The following is a 15,706-nucleotide window of genomic DNA, read 5'->3' on the forward strand; positions in this document are numbered from 1 at the left end:
GCCGTCGGGCCACCGTTACGCAAGATTCCCGCCATCATCGATCCGCTTGGCCCAGACGGTCGGCCGTTCGGTCTCTTCGAATCGGGCGCGATCCTGCTATACCTGGCTGACAAAAGCGGCCGGTTCATTCCGCAGGATCCCGTTGGCCGCTATCAGACTATCCACTGGCTGATGTTTCAGATGGGTGGTGTCGGGCCAATGTTTGGTCAAGTCGGATTCTTCAATAAGTTTACTGGTAAGGACTATGAGAACAAGCGTCCGCGGGACCGATACATTGCAGAGTCGCGTCGTCTCCTCAATGCGCTCAGTGAGCGGCTTGCCGATCGTCCGTGGATCATGGGCGACCGGTACACGATTGGGACATGGCAACGTTTCCGTGGATTCGAAACTTGATCGGTCTTTATGAGGCGGGCGATTTGGTGTGGATATCAGAGTTTCGTCAGGTGCTGCGAGCATTCGACACCTTCCTCGTGCGCTCAGCCGTTCAAAAAGGAATCAGTGTTCCGCGTCGCGACTAGAGGCACGGAGATGGAGACCGCAACGGCGCGAACGTCAAAGGAAAGCAAGATGCTGCGGGGAGCTCTCACGGAGGATCACGATCGTATAAGCGCCTCTCAGCCATTCCGATAACGGCCGGCTATCGACTCCATGGCGAGAGGTGATTTTCTTTTTTACCGTCACAGATCCAATATTGGAGCCTCCGTCGCTCGCCCGCGTGTACGGGTGAAAGGGGCGTCCATTGAGCGATCGCAGACGGGATGCCGAGATCAACATTTGATGAGTTCCAGCGGGCGATGCATGGAGCCGCCCCAATCTTTCCAAGCGAGGATGCCTATGATTGAAATCACCGCCGATATGAAGGCGATCATCGAGCAGGCAATACTGTCGTTCGTGGCGACAATCAACGAGGACGGGACGCCCAATCTTTCGCCGAAGGCGTCCTTGATGGTCGTGAACGGCGTTCTCTATTTCGCTGATATCGCATCGCCCCAGACGATAGTGAATTTGAAGCGCAATCCCGCCGTCGAAATTAACGTAGTCGACATCTTCCAGAGGCGCGGTTATCGCTTCAAGGGCCGTGCGTTGATACTGCCGCCAGGCGATGACGAGTATTTGATGATCGCCAACTGGGTTCGGGCGACCAACGGACCGGAGTATCCTGTCGATCACGTAGTCAAAATCGAAACTACCTCGATCATCCCGTTGCTGTCTCCAGCCCACGTCTTTGCCCGCCCTCCTCGAAGTCAGGACGAGATCAGGAACACTTACTATCAGAAGTACGCTGTGAAACCCATCGGGGCATAGCTGCAGCTGCGAGGATCCGGGAATTCGATGTGGCTGACGTGGGCCTGGCATTATCTGTGATGGAACCTTGTCCCATCAGTCGACGCCGAGCGTCGTGTTCGAGAAAGTCAGATCGCCTGACATAGTGCTCGCAAAGCTTCAGTGAGGGACAATGACCAAGCACGCATCGCCGACCATGTGGAGGCAATGATGAATGGTGAAATGGCGCGACAGGTCGGTGCCATCTGTTTTCGTCGCGGGAAGGCGCGCTCCATCGAGGTGCTCCTGATTACCACACGCGAAACACAACGCTGGAGCATTCCGAAGGGATGGCCGATCAAGGGGCTCAAGGCCCATGAAGTTGCGGAACGGGAAGCCTGGGAAGAGGCCGGCGTTATAGGCACGGTCAAGAAGAAGCCCTTCGGCTATTATACCTATTTGAAGATTCTCGGCATCGACAAGGTCGTCCCATCCATGGTGCAGGTCCATCTTTTGAAAGTTGAGAAAGGGTTCGGCGAGTTTCCTGAGAGCGGCCAGCGCATATTGGAGTGGCTGGGGCCGGCCTTAGCGCGCCCTATTCCGCCCCTGCTCACCCGCGCGGCAGGCGTTGCGAGGAACGGTTTGAAGGCGGCGGAAACTTTGGCCAGGAACCCCTTACTGAAAGCGCCCGATATTTCGGCGTTGGGGTCGTAGTAGAACGACACCTCAGCGATGTCGTGGTTGAACTCCGATACGGTGATCCACGCGTCTTTCCAGTCGCGAATCCCTGCGCGTCGGCATTCAAGCTGCGGGATTTCGAGCGCCGTCTGGTCAGAACGCGGTGGCGTGCCGGAAATCGCCAGAATGACGAGATGGGTCTGCGTGTCCTTGTGGATCGCCAGCACCATGCAGACGGGGCGGGACTTGCGGCCTTCCGTTTCGCCCTTGTCGCGCTGCCACGCCCAAAGGTACGGATATCGAAGAACCGAACCGTTGGCCGGAATATCAGCCATCGGCTTCCCGCCCTTCCTCGATCAAGCGATCCAACTCTGGCATGATGATATCGACCAGTTCCTTCGGGGCTTCGTTGGGGCCGAAAACCCTTCGAGGGTCGCTCCTGCTTTTCATGGCCTCGAACTCGTCGTAGGTCATGAGGACGTATCGCGGTTTGCGGTGCTGGGTAATCGCAACCGGCTGACGATCGGCCGCCATGGTGACGGTCTTGATATCGCGCAGCAGATCGACGGTCGTAAATTTCTGCACGGTAAGCCTCCTACAGATAAATCGACTTATACGATTTATTTGACTATTTTACAAGCAATCAGACGCCGCACATGCCCTCGCATTCGTTCCCGGCCTCCCTGTCATAATGGTCGATCACCAGCAAGTTTTCCCAAAGGTCGCGTTTCGTTGCGGAGTAGAAAAGGATCAGCAGACGGGGAGAGGGACGCCATCACGCTGCCTCCCGCTCTTCATCGGCCGCCGGCTGAAGACCATGCAGGTAGGCAACAGCGCGCTGCGCATAGGTTTCGTCGACACGCCAGCTTGTTGACCACGGGCGGCGCCAAAACGCGTCGAGTAATCCATTGGTTAACGGGAGGTTTTTCTGCGATTATTTAGGGCCCGTCGAGAAGGCGGAGCGGACCGATATCCTGCGGGTTACCTCGTCGACGAAAGGAGCCGACCATGCCGTTTCCACCACCACGATCTCAGGATTTGCACCAGCGCTTCGAGGAATTGAAGGTGGCGGCCGGATACGCCCTGGAAGAGGTTGTCGCTTCAGCGAACGAAGCGGGGTGGGGCGCGCGAGAGGTACTCGCCGCACTGGTCGAGGCGGCTCACTCTCTGGAGGACGCCAACAGTGCGGACCCGGATCCTGCTGATGATCCGCCAATTGGCGATGCAGTTCGCGAGCAGATCGGGCACGGTGAACAATTCGATTGAAGCGTGGTGCCGACAATCCTCGTTCTTTGAGGCGGACGCCAAGCCCGATGGAGAACACGATGAGCATCAACGACACGAACGCGACGCCCCAAGGATGAGAATCCAGTACCGGCAAAACCCGAAAAGGCGGACAAAGAATCGCGCTCGCGTCGCCGACCGTCCAGCCCGCCGGCAGCAAGGGAGCGACCAATCGTCAATCCGATGACCGGCGTAGCCCTGTGGCGTTTCGGACGTGATTGAGACGACGAGTCTCGAGGTGTAGACAGGCACGCAGAGAGATGCGGCTAGCCGGGACAGGCAAGCTCTCGTGGACGGTAGTCAACCTAGGATTGGATTGAGCCGCTTCGATTACCGGCCATCTTTCATAGCCGGAGGTTGTTCTTTGATGTCGTCAGAGACCCGTTTGGAAAATCGGAAATTTGGGATTGAACGAAGCCGCTAACGCGGCATAAAGCTGGGATAAGCTAGGCTTAGCGGGCTGCGCATCTTTCGGCGGGGTTAGGTCAGAGAAACGTCCCTATCGCTCAATTGCACTCGCCTTGTGCCGGCATTGGCGAAAGTGATCGCTTGCATTAGACTGTGGTCGGGGCGCGCTGCAGCTTCGGGCTACTGAGATCGGACGATCTCGTCGCGCAAGTAGGAAAGGCACCACATTCTGGAAGTCTGATTTCGAATTGGAGACTGGCGAACTTGAAATTGCCGTCCATCGCGGGCTTTCGACGTGAGGCGAATATGTTTGTGGAAGGGTCAGCGGCCGGATTACGGGCGGATGAGTTTGTGCTCTCGAATCTTTCGCCCAGCGTCGCTCAAAGGCGGTTCGCGCTTGGCGTTGTGTTAGTGCTGCTCGTTGTCTTTATCATCGTGGCGGGCCCACTCTCTAGCATGCCACTGAGGCGGGTTGACGCCTTTGTACCCGCTTACGGCACTGCGATTTTCCTCATCGACTCTATCACCGCAGCCCTGCTCTTCGCGCAGTTTTCCGTCCTACGCTCGCATGCGCTCCTCGCACTAGCGAATGGCTATTTCCTGACGGCGCTCCTCGCAATTCCTTGGACGCTCACATTTCCAGGCGTATTGGCGCCGGAGGGCGGCCTTGGCGGCGGCCTCCAGAGTACGGTTTGGCTCTATGTCCTGTCCCACGCGGGCTTCGCCCTGTTCGCGATCGTCTATACACTGTTGAAGGATGCCGATCCGATGGAGGCGCTGTCGCCACGCTCCATTCGTGCGAGGGTCCTTACGACTGTCGGATCAGTTACTGCCCTCGGCTGTTGCGCAACAGTTTTCGTTACAGCAGGCCATGCGTTCCTCCCGCGCATCATGCTCGACACGGCGGAGGTTTCTTATCTCTGGTATTACGTGGTCGGACCGATGGCGGGATTGTTCGTCGTCGCGCTTGTCTTGCTATGGCTGCGGCACCGCTCGGTTCTCGATCTCTGGCTGATGTTGGTCTTGTTCGCATACATCATCGAGATCTCCCTCACCGCCTTTCCTATCCCGTACCGCTTTAGCGTCGGTTGGTATGCCGGGCGAGTTTACGGCGTGTTTTCCGGCAGCTTTGTGCTGGTCACCCTGATGAAGGAAGTGACGATGCTATACGGTGAACTGCTGCGCGCAGTCGTCGGCCAACGCCGCGAGCGCGAGGTGCGTCTGCTGACGGGGGACGCGGTCGCAGCCACCGTGGCGCACGAGATCAAGCAGCCATTGTCGGCGATGACTATGGACGCCAGTGCGAGCCTGCGCTGGCTTGATCGCGCGACGCCCAACATCGATGAGGCCAAAGCCGCATTACAGCAAATCGTGAACAACGGCCACCGTATGGGCGCGATGATCGATAATATTCGGACGCTCTTCAAGACCGACGCACGAATCCGGACTTCGCTCGACGTCAACAATCTGATCCGCGAAGCTCTGGCGCTCGTCCGCTACGATCTACAGACCCATCGGGTAGCGGTTCAAACCGACTACAACCAATCGCTCCCACCGATAGAGGGCAACGAGGTTCAGCTGCAGCAGGTGCTCGTGAATTTGATCACGAACGCGATCGATTCAATGGCCACTGAAGATGGGGACCGGGTACTTTCCTTAAGATCTAAAGTCTACGACTCCAGCTGTCTGATGGTGTCGGTGGAAGACGTGGGGAAGGGTGTCGAGCCGAGCGCGATCGATCTGATATTCAAACCGCAGTTTACGACCAAGGCGAACGGGATGGGGATGGGGTTGTCGATTTGCCGGTCGATCATCGAGGCCCATGGGGGGCAGTTGTGGGTGACCGCCAATCTACCCCGGGGAGCCATTTTTCACTTCACGGTGCCCGCCCACCGGCAGCACTAGCGCCTGCAACAACGCACGGGCGGTTACCGCTCATGGCACATAGCTTCCGATACCGACGATCGACATTGTCGATAATCTTGCAAAGATCCTGGGCGCCAAGGCAGCCGATCTTCTGAAAGAGGTCAGTAGCGACTAGCTTCAATCATTCGAGTTGCCATCTCGGGCTGTTTTCAAAGCCAAAGAGGACATCCGGGTGCGACGCACGACTTCCACCTCAATCAACGCCTCCTCCAACAGCGGCATAACCGATCGAAATTCGGGGTTGTCCCGGACTATTTCGAGGGCGGTCTTGAGGTGGCTCTCCGTGAGTATGCAGGCTTTTATGGTCAAGATATCTTCCACGCGGCCTTGCGTCCAAGCTGGGAAAGAAACGTCTCTTCCTCTGCCCTGGCCAAGATCAAAAATTCTAAAGACGAAGGCGATTGCCTAGCCCGGTTATTCTCCAAAGTCTGCCTGTTTGAACTGCGGGACCGGGCATTCCTGTCGCCGTTGCCATATCGCTTAAGTGGCATTGCCCTCAACTTTCGTCACGTCGCTCGCCGCAGCCGGCCGGCCGAAGAGATACCCCTGACCATAGCCACAGCCCATCTCTATCAGCGCGCTAAGCTCCGCTTCCGTCTCGATGCCTTCGGCGACAACTTCCTTTCCGAGATTCTGCGCCAGTCCAACGATTGCCTTGACAATGGCCATGTCTTCCTCGGAGTTGACCATCGCACGCACGAAAGAGCCGTCGACCTTGATCTGATCGTACGGCAGCTCTTTCAGGTGAACCAGCGATGCGAAACCGGTGCCGAAATCGTCGAACGCGACTTTGAAACCTGTCGCCCTGAGCTGCGCCAATTGCCTAGCGACCTGGTTTTCGCGACCGGATAAGAGCACTCCTTCTGTAACCTCGATATGCAGCCTGGAAGGGTCGAGTGAAGCGCTTTTCGTAGCCGCTAGCACCTCATCGGCAAAAGCCATTTTTCCCTCCGTATCCGCAAATTGGCTGGACGAAACGTTGATGGCGATGTGTCCGAATTCGAAGCCTGCCTGCTCCCAAGTTTTCGCCTGTGATATGGCTGTCCCCAACACGTAGCTGCCGATGCGGCACGAGAATTCCGGATCGTCTAGAGCCTCGGCAAAGGCCGCAGGTGCGAGGACGGAGCCGTCGGCTTGACGCCAACGCAACAGCGCCTCAAAACCCACTCGTGTCCGTGTTCGAAGTTCAAACTTGGGCTGATAGAACAGCGTAAACGCATTTTGGGCCAGCGCCACCTTCGCGGCATCGATCATTTTGAGGCTGGCTTTCAGCTGATCGCGCCGTTCAGCAGAGAAAAACTCCAGCAAACGCGCGTTTCCCCGCTGACGCAATCTCTCGGCGGCACAATCGGCCAATCGTCTCAAGATCTGTATCGCATCGCGACCAAGCTTTCTCGGTTCGCGATCGACAACGCAAAGACACCCGATACGGATGCCAGGCTCGACCTCGATGGGCACACCGGCATAGAACCGGATGTGTTCCTTCCCGCGGACAAAGGGATTGTCCGAAAACCTGCTGTCCTTTTCAGCATCGGGGACAATGAGAGGTCTGTCGTTCAGAATCGTGTAGTTGCAGAATGCATGCTCACGGGGGATCCTGTTCTTTGAAAGCCCTCGATTTGCCTTGAACCACTGCCACTCGGCATCCAGTAGCGTTATCAACCCGATTGGCATTTTCGCGGCGATGCAGCCAATTTCCACGATCGTGTCGAGGATGGGATCGCTCCCGGATGTCAGCACCGCGAGGCTATGAAGCTTGTCGAGACGTGCACGTTCGTTCGGGGGAAGTTGGTAAGCCAAGGCCAAGTATCCTCATTGGTCGTCAGGACGAGCCCGTGAATCGCCTTTGAAATGAACCGTAAGGTGGTGGAACACCATTCTTCTCTGCTGGTTCTCAGCGTCCACTCAGGCGGTACCCGACACCACGCACAGTTTTGATCGCGTCGGCGCTGCCGCCATCAAGTTCGGCGAGCTTGCCGCGCAAGCGATTGATGTAGACATCGATCGTTTTGTCGCGGGGATCGTACTCGCGAAACAACGCCTGCCTGGCAATTAGCGATTTCGGGCAATCCGCACCTTCGCAATTATGCAGGACTTGAAGGATTCGCCCTTCGAGGGCGGTAATGGAGACTGTCATGTCGGAACATTCGAGCAAGAGCCGCTGAAGATCGCATACGACGCAACCTACCGAAAATGACGCGGCATGTGGCGACGACCGGGTGCTGCGACGCGTTTCATAGAGACGGTGCGCGCGCGCTCGCAATTCCTTCACGCTGAACGGCTTCATGACGTAGTCATCTGCGCCGACGCTGATCGCGTCCGCCCGGCTATCTGCGTCACCTGCGCCCGAAATCATAATCACCGGAATGTCTGAGCGCAGCCTGCCTTCCCGCAACAGTTCCAGGCCGCTGCCGTCCGGCAAATTGATGTCGATGATGATGCAATCATATGCGGAAAGTTCGTTGGAATGGATGTAGCGCCTCGCCTGTCTGACCGACGAGATGTACTCCAACTTGTCACGCGAATCCGACCACGTCAGTCGCAGCATTTCAATAATATCCTGTTGGTCTTCAACAACCAGTATGTTCATGGCATTCACAAATGCTCGAATGTCTTGCCGTTCTCGCGGCTCATTCCTTTTCCGGAACGACCGACAACGGCGATTGCGATTGCGGGGTTTCAGGGAATGTGGATCTCCTTGTCAGGCTTCCCAGAGTGGCGAAGGGAGATTGAATCCGCGACAGTCGATTGACGAAATATGGTGTCAATTCCTTGACGAAGCAAACATGGAGGGTTCCTCCTTGCCTTTCGACGACCACGCCGCCGATCACATAGTCAAAGCTTCCGAGAACGAGATAGACGTGATCCGGCACCCTCGATTTGCCGATACGCAGCGATGCCCCACCTTCACTGATATCCGTCATCAAACATCTTTGGATCTGCGCCTGTCGCATCCATTTCGCCGTGAATAGCAGGCTGCAGAACAGGCGCACCTCGCGGCGATACCATTTGCGGCTGAAGTAGCTGGACTCCACCCTCGACAGATATGTGCTTCGCTTTGCGGACATCGATTGCTTGACCCACTGCATACTTTGGCAGTCCTCCCCGGGGGTGCTCGGCCTCCCAAACACTTGAACTGCAAGGCAACGAATAGATCAGCGCGGCGTTAAGGGATCACAACGCGAAATTTAAAAAAGGTTAATACGACAATGCTTATGGATTGCCGCAACGTGGCGCGATACTAAATGCTTGTTGATTCTCGCAACCTCGGACGTATTGAGCGAGCAAACGGATGGCTGGCCAATCGAGGTTTCACGGGACTAGCAGGGCGCTCGCGCCGGAGTTCATGAACATTGCAAACTAAGAATGGTGCCGTGGATTTTCGCAAGAGAATTGCGGTGGTTTCAATTGTCTCGCAATTTTGCGCGTTCGCTGGAAGTATCGTTCTGGCGATCGTGATCACGAACAACCCCTTCGGGCGCTCGTCGCTGTCCGGCGGGACATTCTTTATCGCGGGCATGTTGGGATCGGCTCTCATCTATCAGATTAGGGCCTGCGCCCGGCAGCACGACACGGCACCTATCACCGGACCCGCACCAGGCCCATCCCATGCAGGCGGCTGGATGGCGCACCTGCCAAGCCGCAAGCTTTCGCTGTGTGACGAGGCCTGGGCGATCCACGACGTCCATCCCCGTGGGACGATTTCGCTTGAAGAGGGGCTCCAGCTCTTCGCGCCGGAATGGAGGGAATGCATCAGGGACGCCTTTGAAACCTGCGCCCGCGACGGAAGGCCCTATGACATCGAAGTCGAAGTCGCGACACGGGACGGGCCGCGAAAATGGGTGCGGCTAACAGGCACGGCCCAGCGCGGTGAGAAGGGCAGGATTAACAGGGTACAGGGTACCGTTCAGGATATTGACGAGCGCAAACGACTGACGCTTTCCGCACTCAAGCTGGAGTTTAAATTTGCTGAGTCTCTGGAGGGCATTTCCGACGCATTCTTTCACGTCGATTGCGACTGGCGCTTCACCTATCTGAACCGCGAAGCGGAGAGGCTTCTGGAAAGAAAGCGCGAAGCTTTGCTCGGAAAGCTCCTTTGGGATGAGTTCCCGGAAGCCGCAGATGGCATTATCGGCGAGGAATACCGGAAGGCGGTCGCCAGCCAGCAGAAGAGAGTTTTCGAGGTATTCTATGGACGAGTTGAAACCTGGTTCTCGATAGCCGCCTATCCGTCGGTCGCCGGCCTGACAGTTTTCTTTCACGATGTTACGGAGCGGCGAGCGTTCGAACAGCAACTTAAGCTGCTCGAGATGGCGGTGTCCAAGATCAAGGACTTTGTCATCATGACTGACGCATCCTCAGGGCCGCCTCATCGTCAAACCATTCTCTATGTGAATGATGCTTTTGTGGAGATCACCGGCTATTCGCGCGAAGAAGCAATCGGCCGGTCGCCAAGCTTTCTGCAAGGCGACAAAACGCAGGAGTCCATCGTCGAACGAATAGACGCATCCCTTCGGCAAGCCAAGCCGATCCGTGCCGAGCTCATAAACTATGCGAAGGACGGACATGAATACTGGGTTGAGCTGAGTATTGCTCCCATCCTCGACACGCAGGGAAAGCCGACGCATTTCGTTGCGACGGGGAGGGACATCTCTGAGCGGAGGAAGGCCGAAGAGGTACTGGCAGAAAGCGAGGAGCGTTTCAGGATCATCGCAATGGTGACGACCGACGCTGTTTGGGACTGGGATATGGCTAGTAATACCGTGCGGTGGAACGACAACATCTCGTCGCTTTTCGGCCATGACCCGGCGACGCCTGAGCAGGCGTTCGCACAATGGGAAGCCAATGTTCATCCGGATGATCGGACCGAAGTGCTCGCCAATGTCCGCGCCGCAATTGCCGGGTCGGAGGAATGCTGGCAAATGGAGTACCGGTTCCAACGCGGCGACGGAAGTTTTGCCAACGTGTTGGATCAAGGCCACATTATTCGCAATGGTTCAGGTGCCGCTACAAGGGTGGTTGGCGGCATCCGAGACATTACCGAGAGTCGCGCGATCGAAGCAAAGCGCCTGCAGACGCAGAGGCTTGAGGCCATCGGGAAATTGACCGGCGGTGTCGCGCACGATTTTAACAATCTTCTCACCGTGATCATCGGAACGGCGGAAACCCTGACCGACGAGCTGCCCAAAGACGATTGGTTATGGAAGACGGCGGAACTCAACCGGAGAGCCTCGGAGCACGGAGCCGCCCTGACGCGCCAGCTTCTGACGTTCGCCGGTCGGCAGCCGCTGGAGCCGAAGGTTTTGGATCTCAACAATCTCATCGCAGGCATTGAGGAACTTTTATTACGCGCTGTCGGCGGGGCGATCGACATGACGATTCTGCCGGGCGCGAAGCTTTGGAGCGTGAAGGCCGATGCGGCGCAGCTCGAATCTTCCATTCTGAACCTGTGCCTGAACGCCAGGGATGCCATGTCGTCAGGTGGCCAGTTGATGGTGCGAACGGAAAATATCGAAGTGGAAAGATCCGGCCGGCACCGCCATCTTGTCTCCGCCGGTCAATATGTTGTTCTCAGCATAGCCGACGATGGCGAGGGCATGGATGCCGAGGCCCGAGAACAGGCTTTCGAACCTTTCTTCACCACCAAGGAATTCGGCAAGGGAAGTGGTCTTGGCCTCAGCATGGTCTACGGGTTCGTCAAACAGTCAGGCGGTCATGTGGAGATTGATTCCCGACCGGCCGTTGGCACAACGGTATCAATCTATCTGCCGAGAGCCGACGATCCTGAATTCGGATCCGAACGATTGTCTACAGGCGTTTCCAGGGGCTCAGAACGTGTTCTGATTGTAGAAGACGATCAAAGGGTCAGGGACTTTACGGAACAGTTCCTAAAGACATACGGATACCACGTCGACTGCGCCAGCGATGCTGATGAGGCGATCAAGATCCTCAGCATCGAGGAACCCTTTGACTTGGTCTTCACCGACATTGTCATGCCGGGGGCCATGAACGGTAGCCAACTTGAACAGGAAATCCGCCGTCTCCATCCGGACCTGCCCGTCCTCCTGACAACGGGCTTTGCCGACTTGGCCGAGTATAAATCCGACGATCTGCATTTTATCGGCAAACCGTACACGCGCCGACAACTTTCTGAAAAAATGCGGGAAATTCTGGATGCTCGAAGGTCGTCTGATGACCGCCGTGACGATTGAAGTCCACATTCGGCGACAGCCATCTCCAAGAATTTTGTGAGACTCCCTGTTCCGGATTTCAATTGTTCAAAGCTGCCGTGCCATCCATCATGAAAATCGACGTCAAGCCGATAAGGCGACTGCAAACTACGAGCATCATGCGTTGGAGCGGCCGGTCAATCCAACCCTTCAATTAGCATGACGCGCCGTACGGCGGGACGAGACATTATCTTGCCCATTAGCCGTGTCCAAACGCGCCAACGACCAGCCATTGAAAACCCGATTTGCTCTCCCCAAAGCCAGAACACCAGAAGCCCCGCGTTATGGCTGGCCGGGCAAACTGGGCACCGGGTCCGCTTCATCGGCATGGCCGTGCTCACGGCGACGTCGTTCCAGCACCCTAACGATTTGAGCCCGGACCGTGATGGCTGAGAGGAATGCCTTGCCCGGGCGTTCCATATTTATTGGTAGTGCAAGAGGAGAGGGTGACTGCAATGAACACCGCCACCGTGGGAATTGCCATCAATAGTAGGCGCGATCTGCACGTCGAGTCGATTGCCATTGTGAGCACCCCGTCGAAATTGCGTTGATACAGACCCGCCCTATCTTCAGGCAAATATACGCGCGCAAACGTTGTTCTGTAATCCACAATCACCTTGGTGGAAGGGCACGGTCGAGAATGAGAACGGCCGGGTAGGGAAATGGCTTACGAGAGAGGTCGATCCATTGTCGATCACAGAGGCCGATCTGATCGATATCTGCAACCGGCTCAACGCCACACCGCGCAAATGTCTTGGCTAGCGAACGCCAGCCGAAGTCTTCCGCAAGAAACTGCTCGCTCAGGTGAGACATGCGGGTTAGCTTCTGCAGTTCCGCTAGTCGCGGTTCGCCATGAACTCACACATTATAAAATGTTTTTCGGCCGCCGGTCGGCAAGCCGTTGGGTCGGAGCTGGTAAAAGAGAGGGGCACCATGGACGCAGAACCGTTCACGCGGCAAAATCAATATTCACAAGAGCCACGCCAATCCACATCGCGCTCGCTTCCGTTAGGTGTTCGAACGGCTCGCGGTGATCGCCGCAATTGCGTTTAGCGTTTCGGCATCACGACCGTAAATATCTTCGTAGTAGTGCACGGTTCCGTCAGTTGTCGGCCAGGCGGTGAAGTAAGCGACATATACCGGCACCTCCTCGGGGACGGGCATGTCCTTTGTTGCTCCGTCTGCGATCTGACCATCAACGAAATCAATCGAGGTTTTCAACACGGCTGCCGCCATCGCCTGAGGGTTTTGAAGGCGGATGCATCCGTGGCTAAACATACGATCCTGTGACGCAAATTTTCCCCTAGCCGGGGTGTCGTGCATGTAGATGGCATGCGGATTAGGAAACAGAATCTTCAAACGACCAAGCGCGTTCTCCGGCCCCGGTGGCTGCACCACCGAGATGTTGTCCAGGGGTTGCGACCAGTCGACTTTTGCCGACGGCATCATTTTGCCTTTAACGGAAACCTTATAGCCTTCCCGGTCAAGGTAGTTGGGATCGCGCCGCAGTTTGGGTAGCATTTCGTTCTTGATGATCGATTGCGGAACGCCCCAATCAGGGTTGAACTCGACCGTTTTGATGGTTGCATCGAAAAAGTTTGTTTGATGATCCTGCTGCCCAATCACCGCCTTCATCGAAAGAGCCAGTTGCCCGTTTTCCTGATAATAGGCCATGTACGCAGGCTGATTGATGAAGACGTATCGATCCGGAAACTCCCGCGGAAGCCACCGCAGTTCTTCCATCGCGACGACAACCTTGTTGATATCGGCCAATGTATTGCTCGAAGCGGACGAGCTGCGAAGAAATTGGAGTTCGATCGCGAGCTGCGCAAATTTGGCGTTGTCTGGCACCACATGCTTGATTACGAGCGACAGGTTTGGAGCTAAGCCAAGCTCACTCAGGGTGGCCGCTAGATCCAGACTTTTGCGCTTGAAATCGTAATAGTTCGAGAGCGCGTTCGGATCGATACGTCCACGATAATTGTCTTGCAGGAACATGAGGAACTTGGTGCTCAGACTGGCCTCGAACTGTGCAAGCGCCTGAGTTCTCTCAGTCGAACCCTTGGGATATCGGTCGTAGGTCTGCTTAACTGTGTAGTCGCCAGCATTGAGGCCCCAGTCATCCGCTTGTTTGAGAAAGCTCAGTGCCTGGATTGCCTTCGACGTTGGCCCGCCTGCATCAACCCAAATTGTTTTAGCCTTTGGCTGTCCGTAGAAGCCCTCAATTGCTCGCGCGATGTCATCCGTGGCGAAGATCGACGCGTTTCCCATCTCCCGTAGTGTTTGCGCCTGCAATCCATCGGCTCCGAAGAGAGTCAACAAGCCTGGTCCGCTGATGGTCGGTACAATGTGGACCTGCCGCATAACAGGAGTGCGGTAATCGCTGGTGTACTTCACCTGCGGAGCTAGGCGCGCCGCCGGAGGCGCAGCAAGTGCGGCATAGGGGGTTGCCGCCAAAGCTGCGATGAGCGGAATGACAGTGCGGGCCAATCGCTGCGCCATATGACAGGACCCCGGTGAAACACGAAACTTTCGCATACAGCGAACGGCATTTGTTGCCGTCGGTGCTCGAACACACCGAGCGGTTCGGCTAAGTGCTCTTCTCCTCTAAAGGCTTATGCAACCAAGCCCGATCAGTTGGGCGGAAAAAGGGCGGGGCGCTATTCGACTCGCGCTACTCAACGCTCGGCGGGCGGAGCAAGTGCTCGCGATCCAGGTCATCGGACTGATCAAGCCCGCCGCAAGCGTTGACGGATCCATCAACGGGAGTCCGCAGGGCCTGTTGCAAACAAGGCCGTTGCCCCCTTGCGGGTACGACGTGGAAAATGCCCCCCGTCGAGGACGGGGTATAGGCGATAGTGGAGGGCGCCGAGTGCGAGAAACTGTCGTCACCATTCGGCTCCCGGACGGGAGCAGCAGACTCCTCGTCCGGTAGGCGGGGGAAAATCAACTGGACCGCGGTTCCGACGCCTAACTCGGACTGCAATTGAATCCATCCCCCTTGCCGCTCGACAAATGCGCGAACCTGGGCAAGTCCGAGGCCGGTTCCGACGCCAACCTCCTTCGTCGTGAAATAGGGTTCGAAGACCCGGCCCATCACCTCCTCGGTCATCCCTGAGCCGTTGTCGCCGACCGTGATCGCGACCATTCCACCGTACCCATCCGGTCGCTCGGCAACATTCGCGGCGGAGATGACGATCAGGCCGCCTTTGCGTGTGGCTGCATCAGCGTTTCGACACAAGTTCAGCAACGCGAAATAGAGTTCATCGGGATCAGCCTTCACCGGCCACAGGTCGGATTCGATCTCTATTTCCATCACCGTGTCCCGGCTTAACGACGGTCGCAAGGCCTCAACGGCGATGGACAATTGCGCTTGCGTCGTGCCGGCATAGCAGCGACGGGCTGGACTTCCATGGTCCAGTAGCCTCCGCGTCAAAATCGCGCCTTTTTCGATCGCGCCACGCAAGCGGGTGAAGATCGTCTTTCGGGCATCGGCGTCGTTTTGGTGCTCCAGAAGGCGAAGGCCGCCATCGATCACGGCCAGGAGATTGTTCATATCATGCACCACAGATTTTGAAACCTCGTCGCCGGATCCGCGCGTTCCGGGATCGATGTGCACCGGGAGGTCGCCGATCCCGGCCGCGGGCTGGAAGCGGCACAAGATTCCCGAAACCTCTCCATCGGGGCCCGTTAACGGGATGTCGACAGACCGGAGCACAGGCGCCGGTCTTTGTTGTCCACACGCGCGCGTCGGAGCAACCGTGGCAGCGAAGAGGCGCCCGTCTCCGCTTGCCACGCCCGCACCGTCCGCCAGTACGACGATGTCTTGCGGAAGAACCTCAAGGGCGGGAGCGGCTTTCGAGCATGGGGTGGTCGCCCCAAGTCCATCTGGTTTTTGCATATCAACCTCCTGGTCC

12 protein-coding genes and 4 pseudogenes are annotated in these 15,706 nt (G+C 56.9%); 7 read left to right on the plus strand and 9 right to left on the minus strand.

The window, feature by feature from the left end:
* Positions 1 to 12: 12 nt before the first annotated feature.
* The 3 genes and pseudogenes from CCGE525_RS25775 to CCGE525_RS39720 form a co-directional block, all read left to right on the plus strand.
* Positions 13 to 518: pseudogene (locus tag CCGE525_RS25775) on the plus strand (glutathione S-transferase C-terminal domain-containing protein); the annotation flags it as partial.
* A 316-nt stretch (positions 519 to 834) separates the two neighbouring features.
* Positions 835 to 1,305 (plus strand): pyridoxamine 5'-phosphate oxidase family protein, encoded by a 471-nt coding sequence (locus CCGE525_RS25780; protein WP_120708624.1) that lies wholly within the window; start codon positions 835 to 837, stop codon positions 1,303 to 1,305.
* A 201-nt stretch (positions 1,306 to 1,506) separates the two neighbouring features.
* Positions 1,507 to 1,707 (plus strand): annotated as a pseudogene (locus CCGE525_RS39720) (NUDIX hydrolase); the annotation flags it as partial.
* Positions 1,708 to 1,718: 11 nt separating this feature from the next.
* Here CCGE525_RS39720 and CCGE525_RS25790 read toward each other — a convergent pair.
* Both CCGE525_RS25790 and CCGE525_RS25795 read right to left on the minus strand, forming a co-directional pair.
* Positions 1,719 to 2,276 (minus strand): hypothetical protein, encoded by a 558-nt coding sequence (locus CCGE525_RS25790; protein WP_342637462.1) that lies wholly within the window; start codon positions 2,274 to 2,276, stop codon positions 1,719 to 1,721.
* The gene (locus CCGE525_RS25795) at positions 2,269 to 2,526 is read right to left on the minus strand and encodes a type II toxin-antitoxin system Phd/YefM family antitoxin (protein WP_120707165.1); all 258 of its coding nucleotides are present in this window, start codon (positions 2,524 to 2,526) and stop codon (positions 2,269 to 2,271) included. The genes CCGE525_RS25790 and CCGE525_RS25795 overlap by 8 nt, the downstream gene beginning before the upstream one ends.
* A 423-nt stretch (positions 2,527 to 2,949) precedes the next feature.
* Here CCGE525_RS25795 and CCGE525_RS25800 point away from each other — a divergent pair, with 423 nt between their 5' ends.
* Together CCGE525_RS25800 and CCGE525_RS25805 are read left to right on the plus strand one after the other, a co-directional pair.
* Complete coding sequence (locus tag CCGE525_RS25800) at positions 2,950 to 3,207, plus strand: hypothetical protein (RefSeq protein ID WP_120707167.1); 258 nt, start codon at positions 2,950 to 2,952, stop codon at positions 3,205 to 3,207.
* Between the two features lie 690 nt (positions 3,208 to 3,897).
* Positions 3,898 to 5,538: an MASE4 domain-containing protein gene (locus CCGE525_RS25805; RefSeq protein WP_245472296.1), complete on the plus strand. Its 1,641-nt coding sequence runs from the start codon at positions 3,898 to 3,900 to the stop codon at positions 5,536 to 5,538.
* Positions 5,539 to 5,676: 138 nt separating this feature from the next.
* Here CCGE525_RS25805 and CCGE525_RS25810 read toward each other — a convergent pair whose 3' ends face one another.
* The 5 genes and pseudogenes from CCGE525_RS25810 to CCGE525_RS38460 all read right to left on the minus strand — a co-directional run bounded on the left by CCGE525_RS25810 (position 5,677) and on the right by CCGE525_RS38460 (position 8,483).
* The gene (locus CCGE525_RS25810) at positions 5,677 to 5,868 is read right to left on the minus strand and encodes a hypothetical protein (protein WP_162950310.1); all 192 of its coding nucleotides are present in this window, start codon (positions 5,866 to 5,868) and stop codon (positions 5,677 to 5,679) included.
* Positions 5,869 to 6,039: 171 nt separating this feature from the next.
* Positions 6,040 to 6,867, minus strand: coding sequence for an EAL domain-containing protein (locus CCGE525_RS39135; RefSeq protein WP_245472297.1), 828 nt, complete (start codon positions 6,865 to 6,867; stop codon positions 6,040 to 6,042).
* Between the two features lie 42 nt (positions 6,868 to 6,909).
* Positions 6,910 to 7,299 (minus strand): annotated as a pseudogene (locus CCGE525_RS39900) (GAF domain-containing protein); the annotation flags it as partial.
* Between the two features lie 154 nt (positions 7,300 to 7,453).
* Positions 7,454 to 8,149, minus strand: a complete 696-nt coding sequence (locus tag CCGE525_RS25820) for a response regulator transcription factor (protein WP_120707171.1) — start codon at positions 8,147 to 8,149, stop codon at positions 7,454 to 7,456.
* A gap of 40 nt (positions 8,150 to 8,189) precedes the next feature.
* Positions 8,190 to 8,483, minus strand: coding sequence for a hypothetical protein (locus tag CCGE525_RS38460; protein ID WP_162950313.1), 294 nt, complete (start codon positions 8,481 to 8,483; stop codon positions 8,190 to 8,192).
* Between the two features lie 450 nt (positions 8,484 to 8,933).
* Here CCGE525_RS38460 and CCGE525_RS25830 point away from each other — a divergent pair, with 450 nt between their 5' ends.
* Positions 8,934 to 11,771 carry a hybrid sensor histidine kinase/response regulator gene (locus tag CCGE525_RS25830; RefSeq protein WP_120707173.1) on the plus strand — a complete coding sequence of 946 codons (2,838 nt, stop codon included), beginning with the start codon at positions 8,934 to 8,936 and terminating at the stop codon, positions 11,769 to 11,771.
* Positions 11,772 to 12,341: 570 nt separating this feature from the next.
* Positions 12,342 to 12,551 (plus strand): annotated as a pseudogene (locus CCGE525_RS39140) (IS30 family transposase); the annotation flags it as partial.
* Between the two features lie 246 nt (positions 12,552 to 12,797).
* Here the strand turns inward: CCGE525_RS39140 and CCGE525_RS25840 are convergent.
* Both CCGE525_RS25840 and CCGE525_RS25845 read right to left on the minus strand, forming a co-directional pair.
* The gene (locus tag CCGE525_RS25840) at positions 12,798 to 14,291 is read right to left on the minus strand and encodes a L,D-transpeptidase family protein (protein WP_120707174.1); all 1,494 of its coding nucleotides are present in this window, start codon (positions 14,289 to 14,291) and stop codon (positions 12,798 to 12,800) included.
* 172 nt (positions 14,292 to 14,463) lie between these two features.
* Entirely contained in the window at positions 14,464 to 15,690 is a 1,227-nt protein-coding gene (locus CCGE525_RS25845) for a sensor histidine kinase (protein ID WP_120707175.1), read from the minus strand.
* Positions 15,691 to 15,706 lie beyond the last annotated feature (16 nt).

The sequence above is a fragment of the Rhizobium jaguaris genome, from assembly GCF_003627755.1.
Classification (GTDB): domain Bacteria; phylum Pseudomonadota; class Alphaproteobacteria; order Rhizobiales; family Rhizobiaceae; genus Rhizobium; species Rhizobium jaguaris.

What these genes read in the sequence shown, in the direction of transcription:
- CCGE525_RS25780 (WP_120708624.1), top strand. Translation starts at nt 835, where the DNA reads ATGATTGAAATCACCGCCGATATGAAGGCGATCATCGAGCAGGCAATA.
- CCGE525_RS25790 (WP_342637462.1), bottom strand. Translation starts at nt 2,276, where the DNA reads ATGGCTGATATTCCGGCCAACGGTTCGGTTCTTCGATATCCGTACCTT.
- CCGE525_RS25800 (WP_120707167.1), top strand. Translation starts at nt 2,950, where the DNA reads ATGCCGTTTCCACCACCACGATCTCAGGATTTGCACCAGCGCTTCGAG.
- CCGE525_RS25820 (WP_120707171.1), bottom strand. Translation starts at nt 8,149, where the DNA reads ATGAACATACTGGTTGTTGAAGACCAACAGGATATTATTGAAATGCTG.
- CCGE525_RS38460 (WP_162950313.1), bottom strand. Translation starts at nt 8,483, where the DNA reads ATGACGGATATCAGTGAAGGTGGGGCATCGCTGCGTATCGGCAAATCG.
- CCGE525_RS25840 (WP_120707174.1), bottom strand. Translation starts at nt 14,291, where the DNA reads ATGGCGCAGCGATTGGCCCGCACTGTCATTCCGCTCATCGCAGCTTTG.
- CCGE525_RS25845 (WP_120707175.1), bottom strand. Translation starts at nt 15,690, where the DNA reads ATGCAAAAACCAGATGGACTTGGGGCGACCACCCCATGCTCGAAAGCC.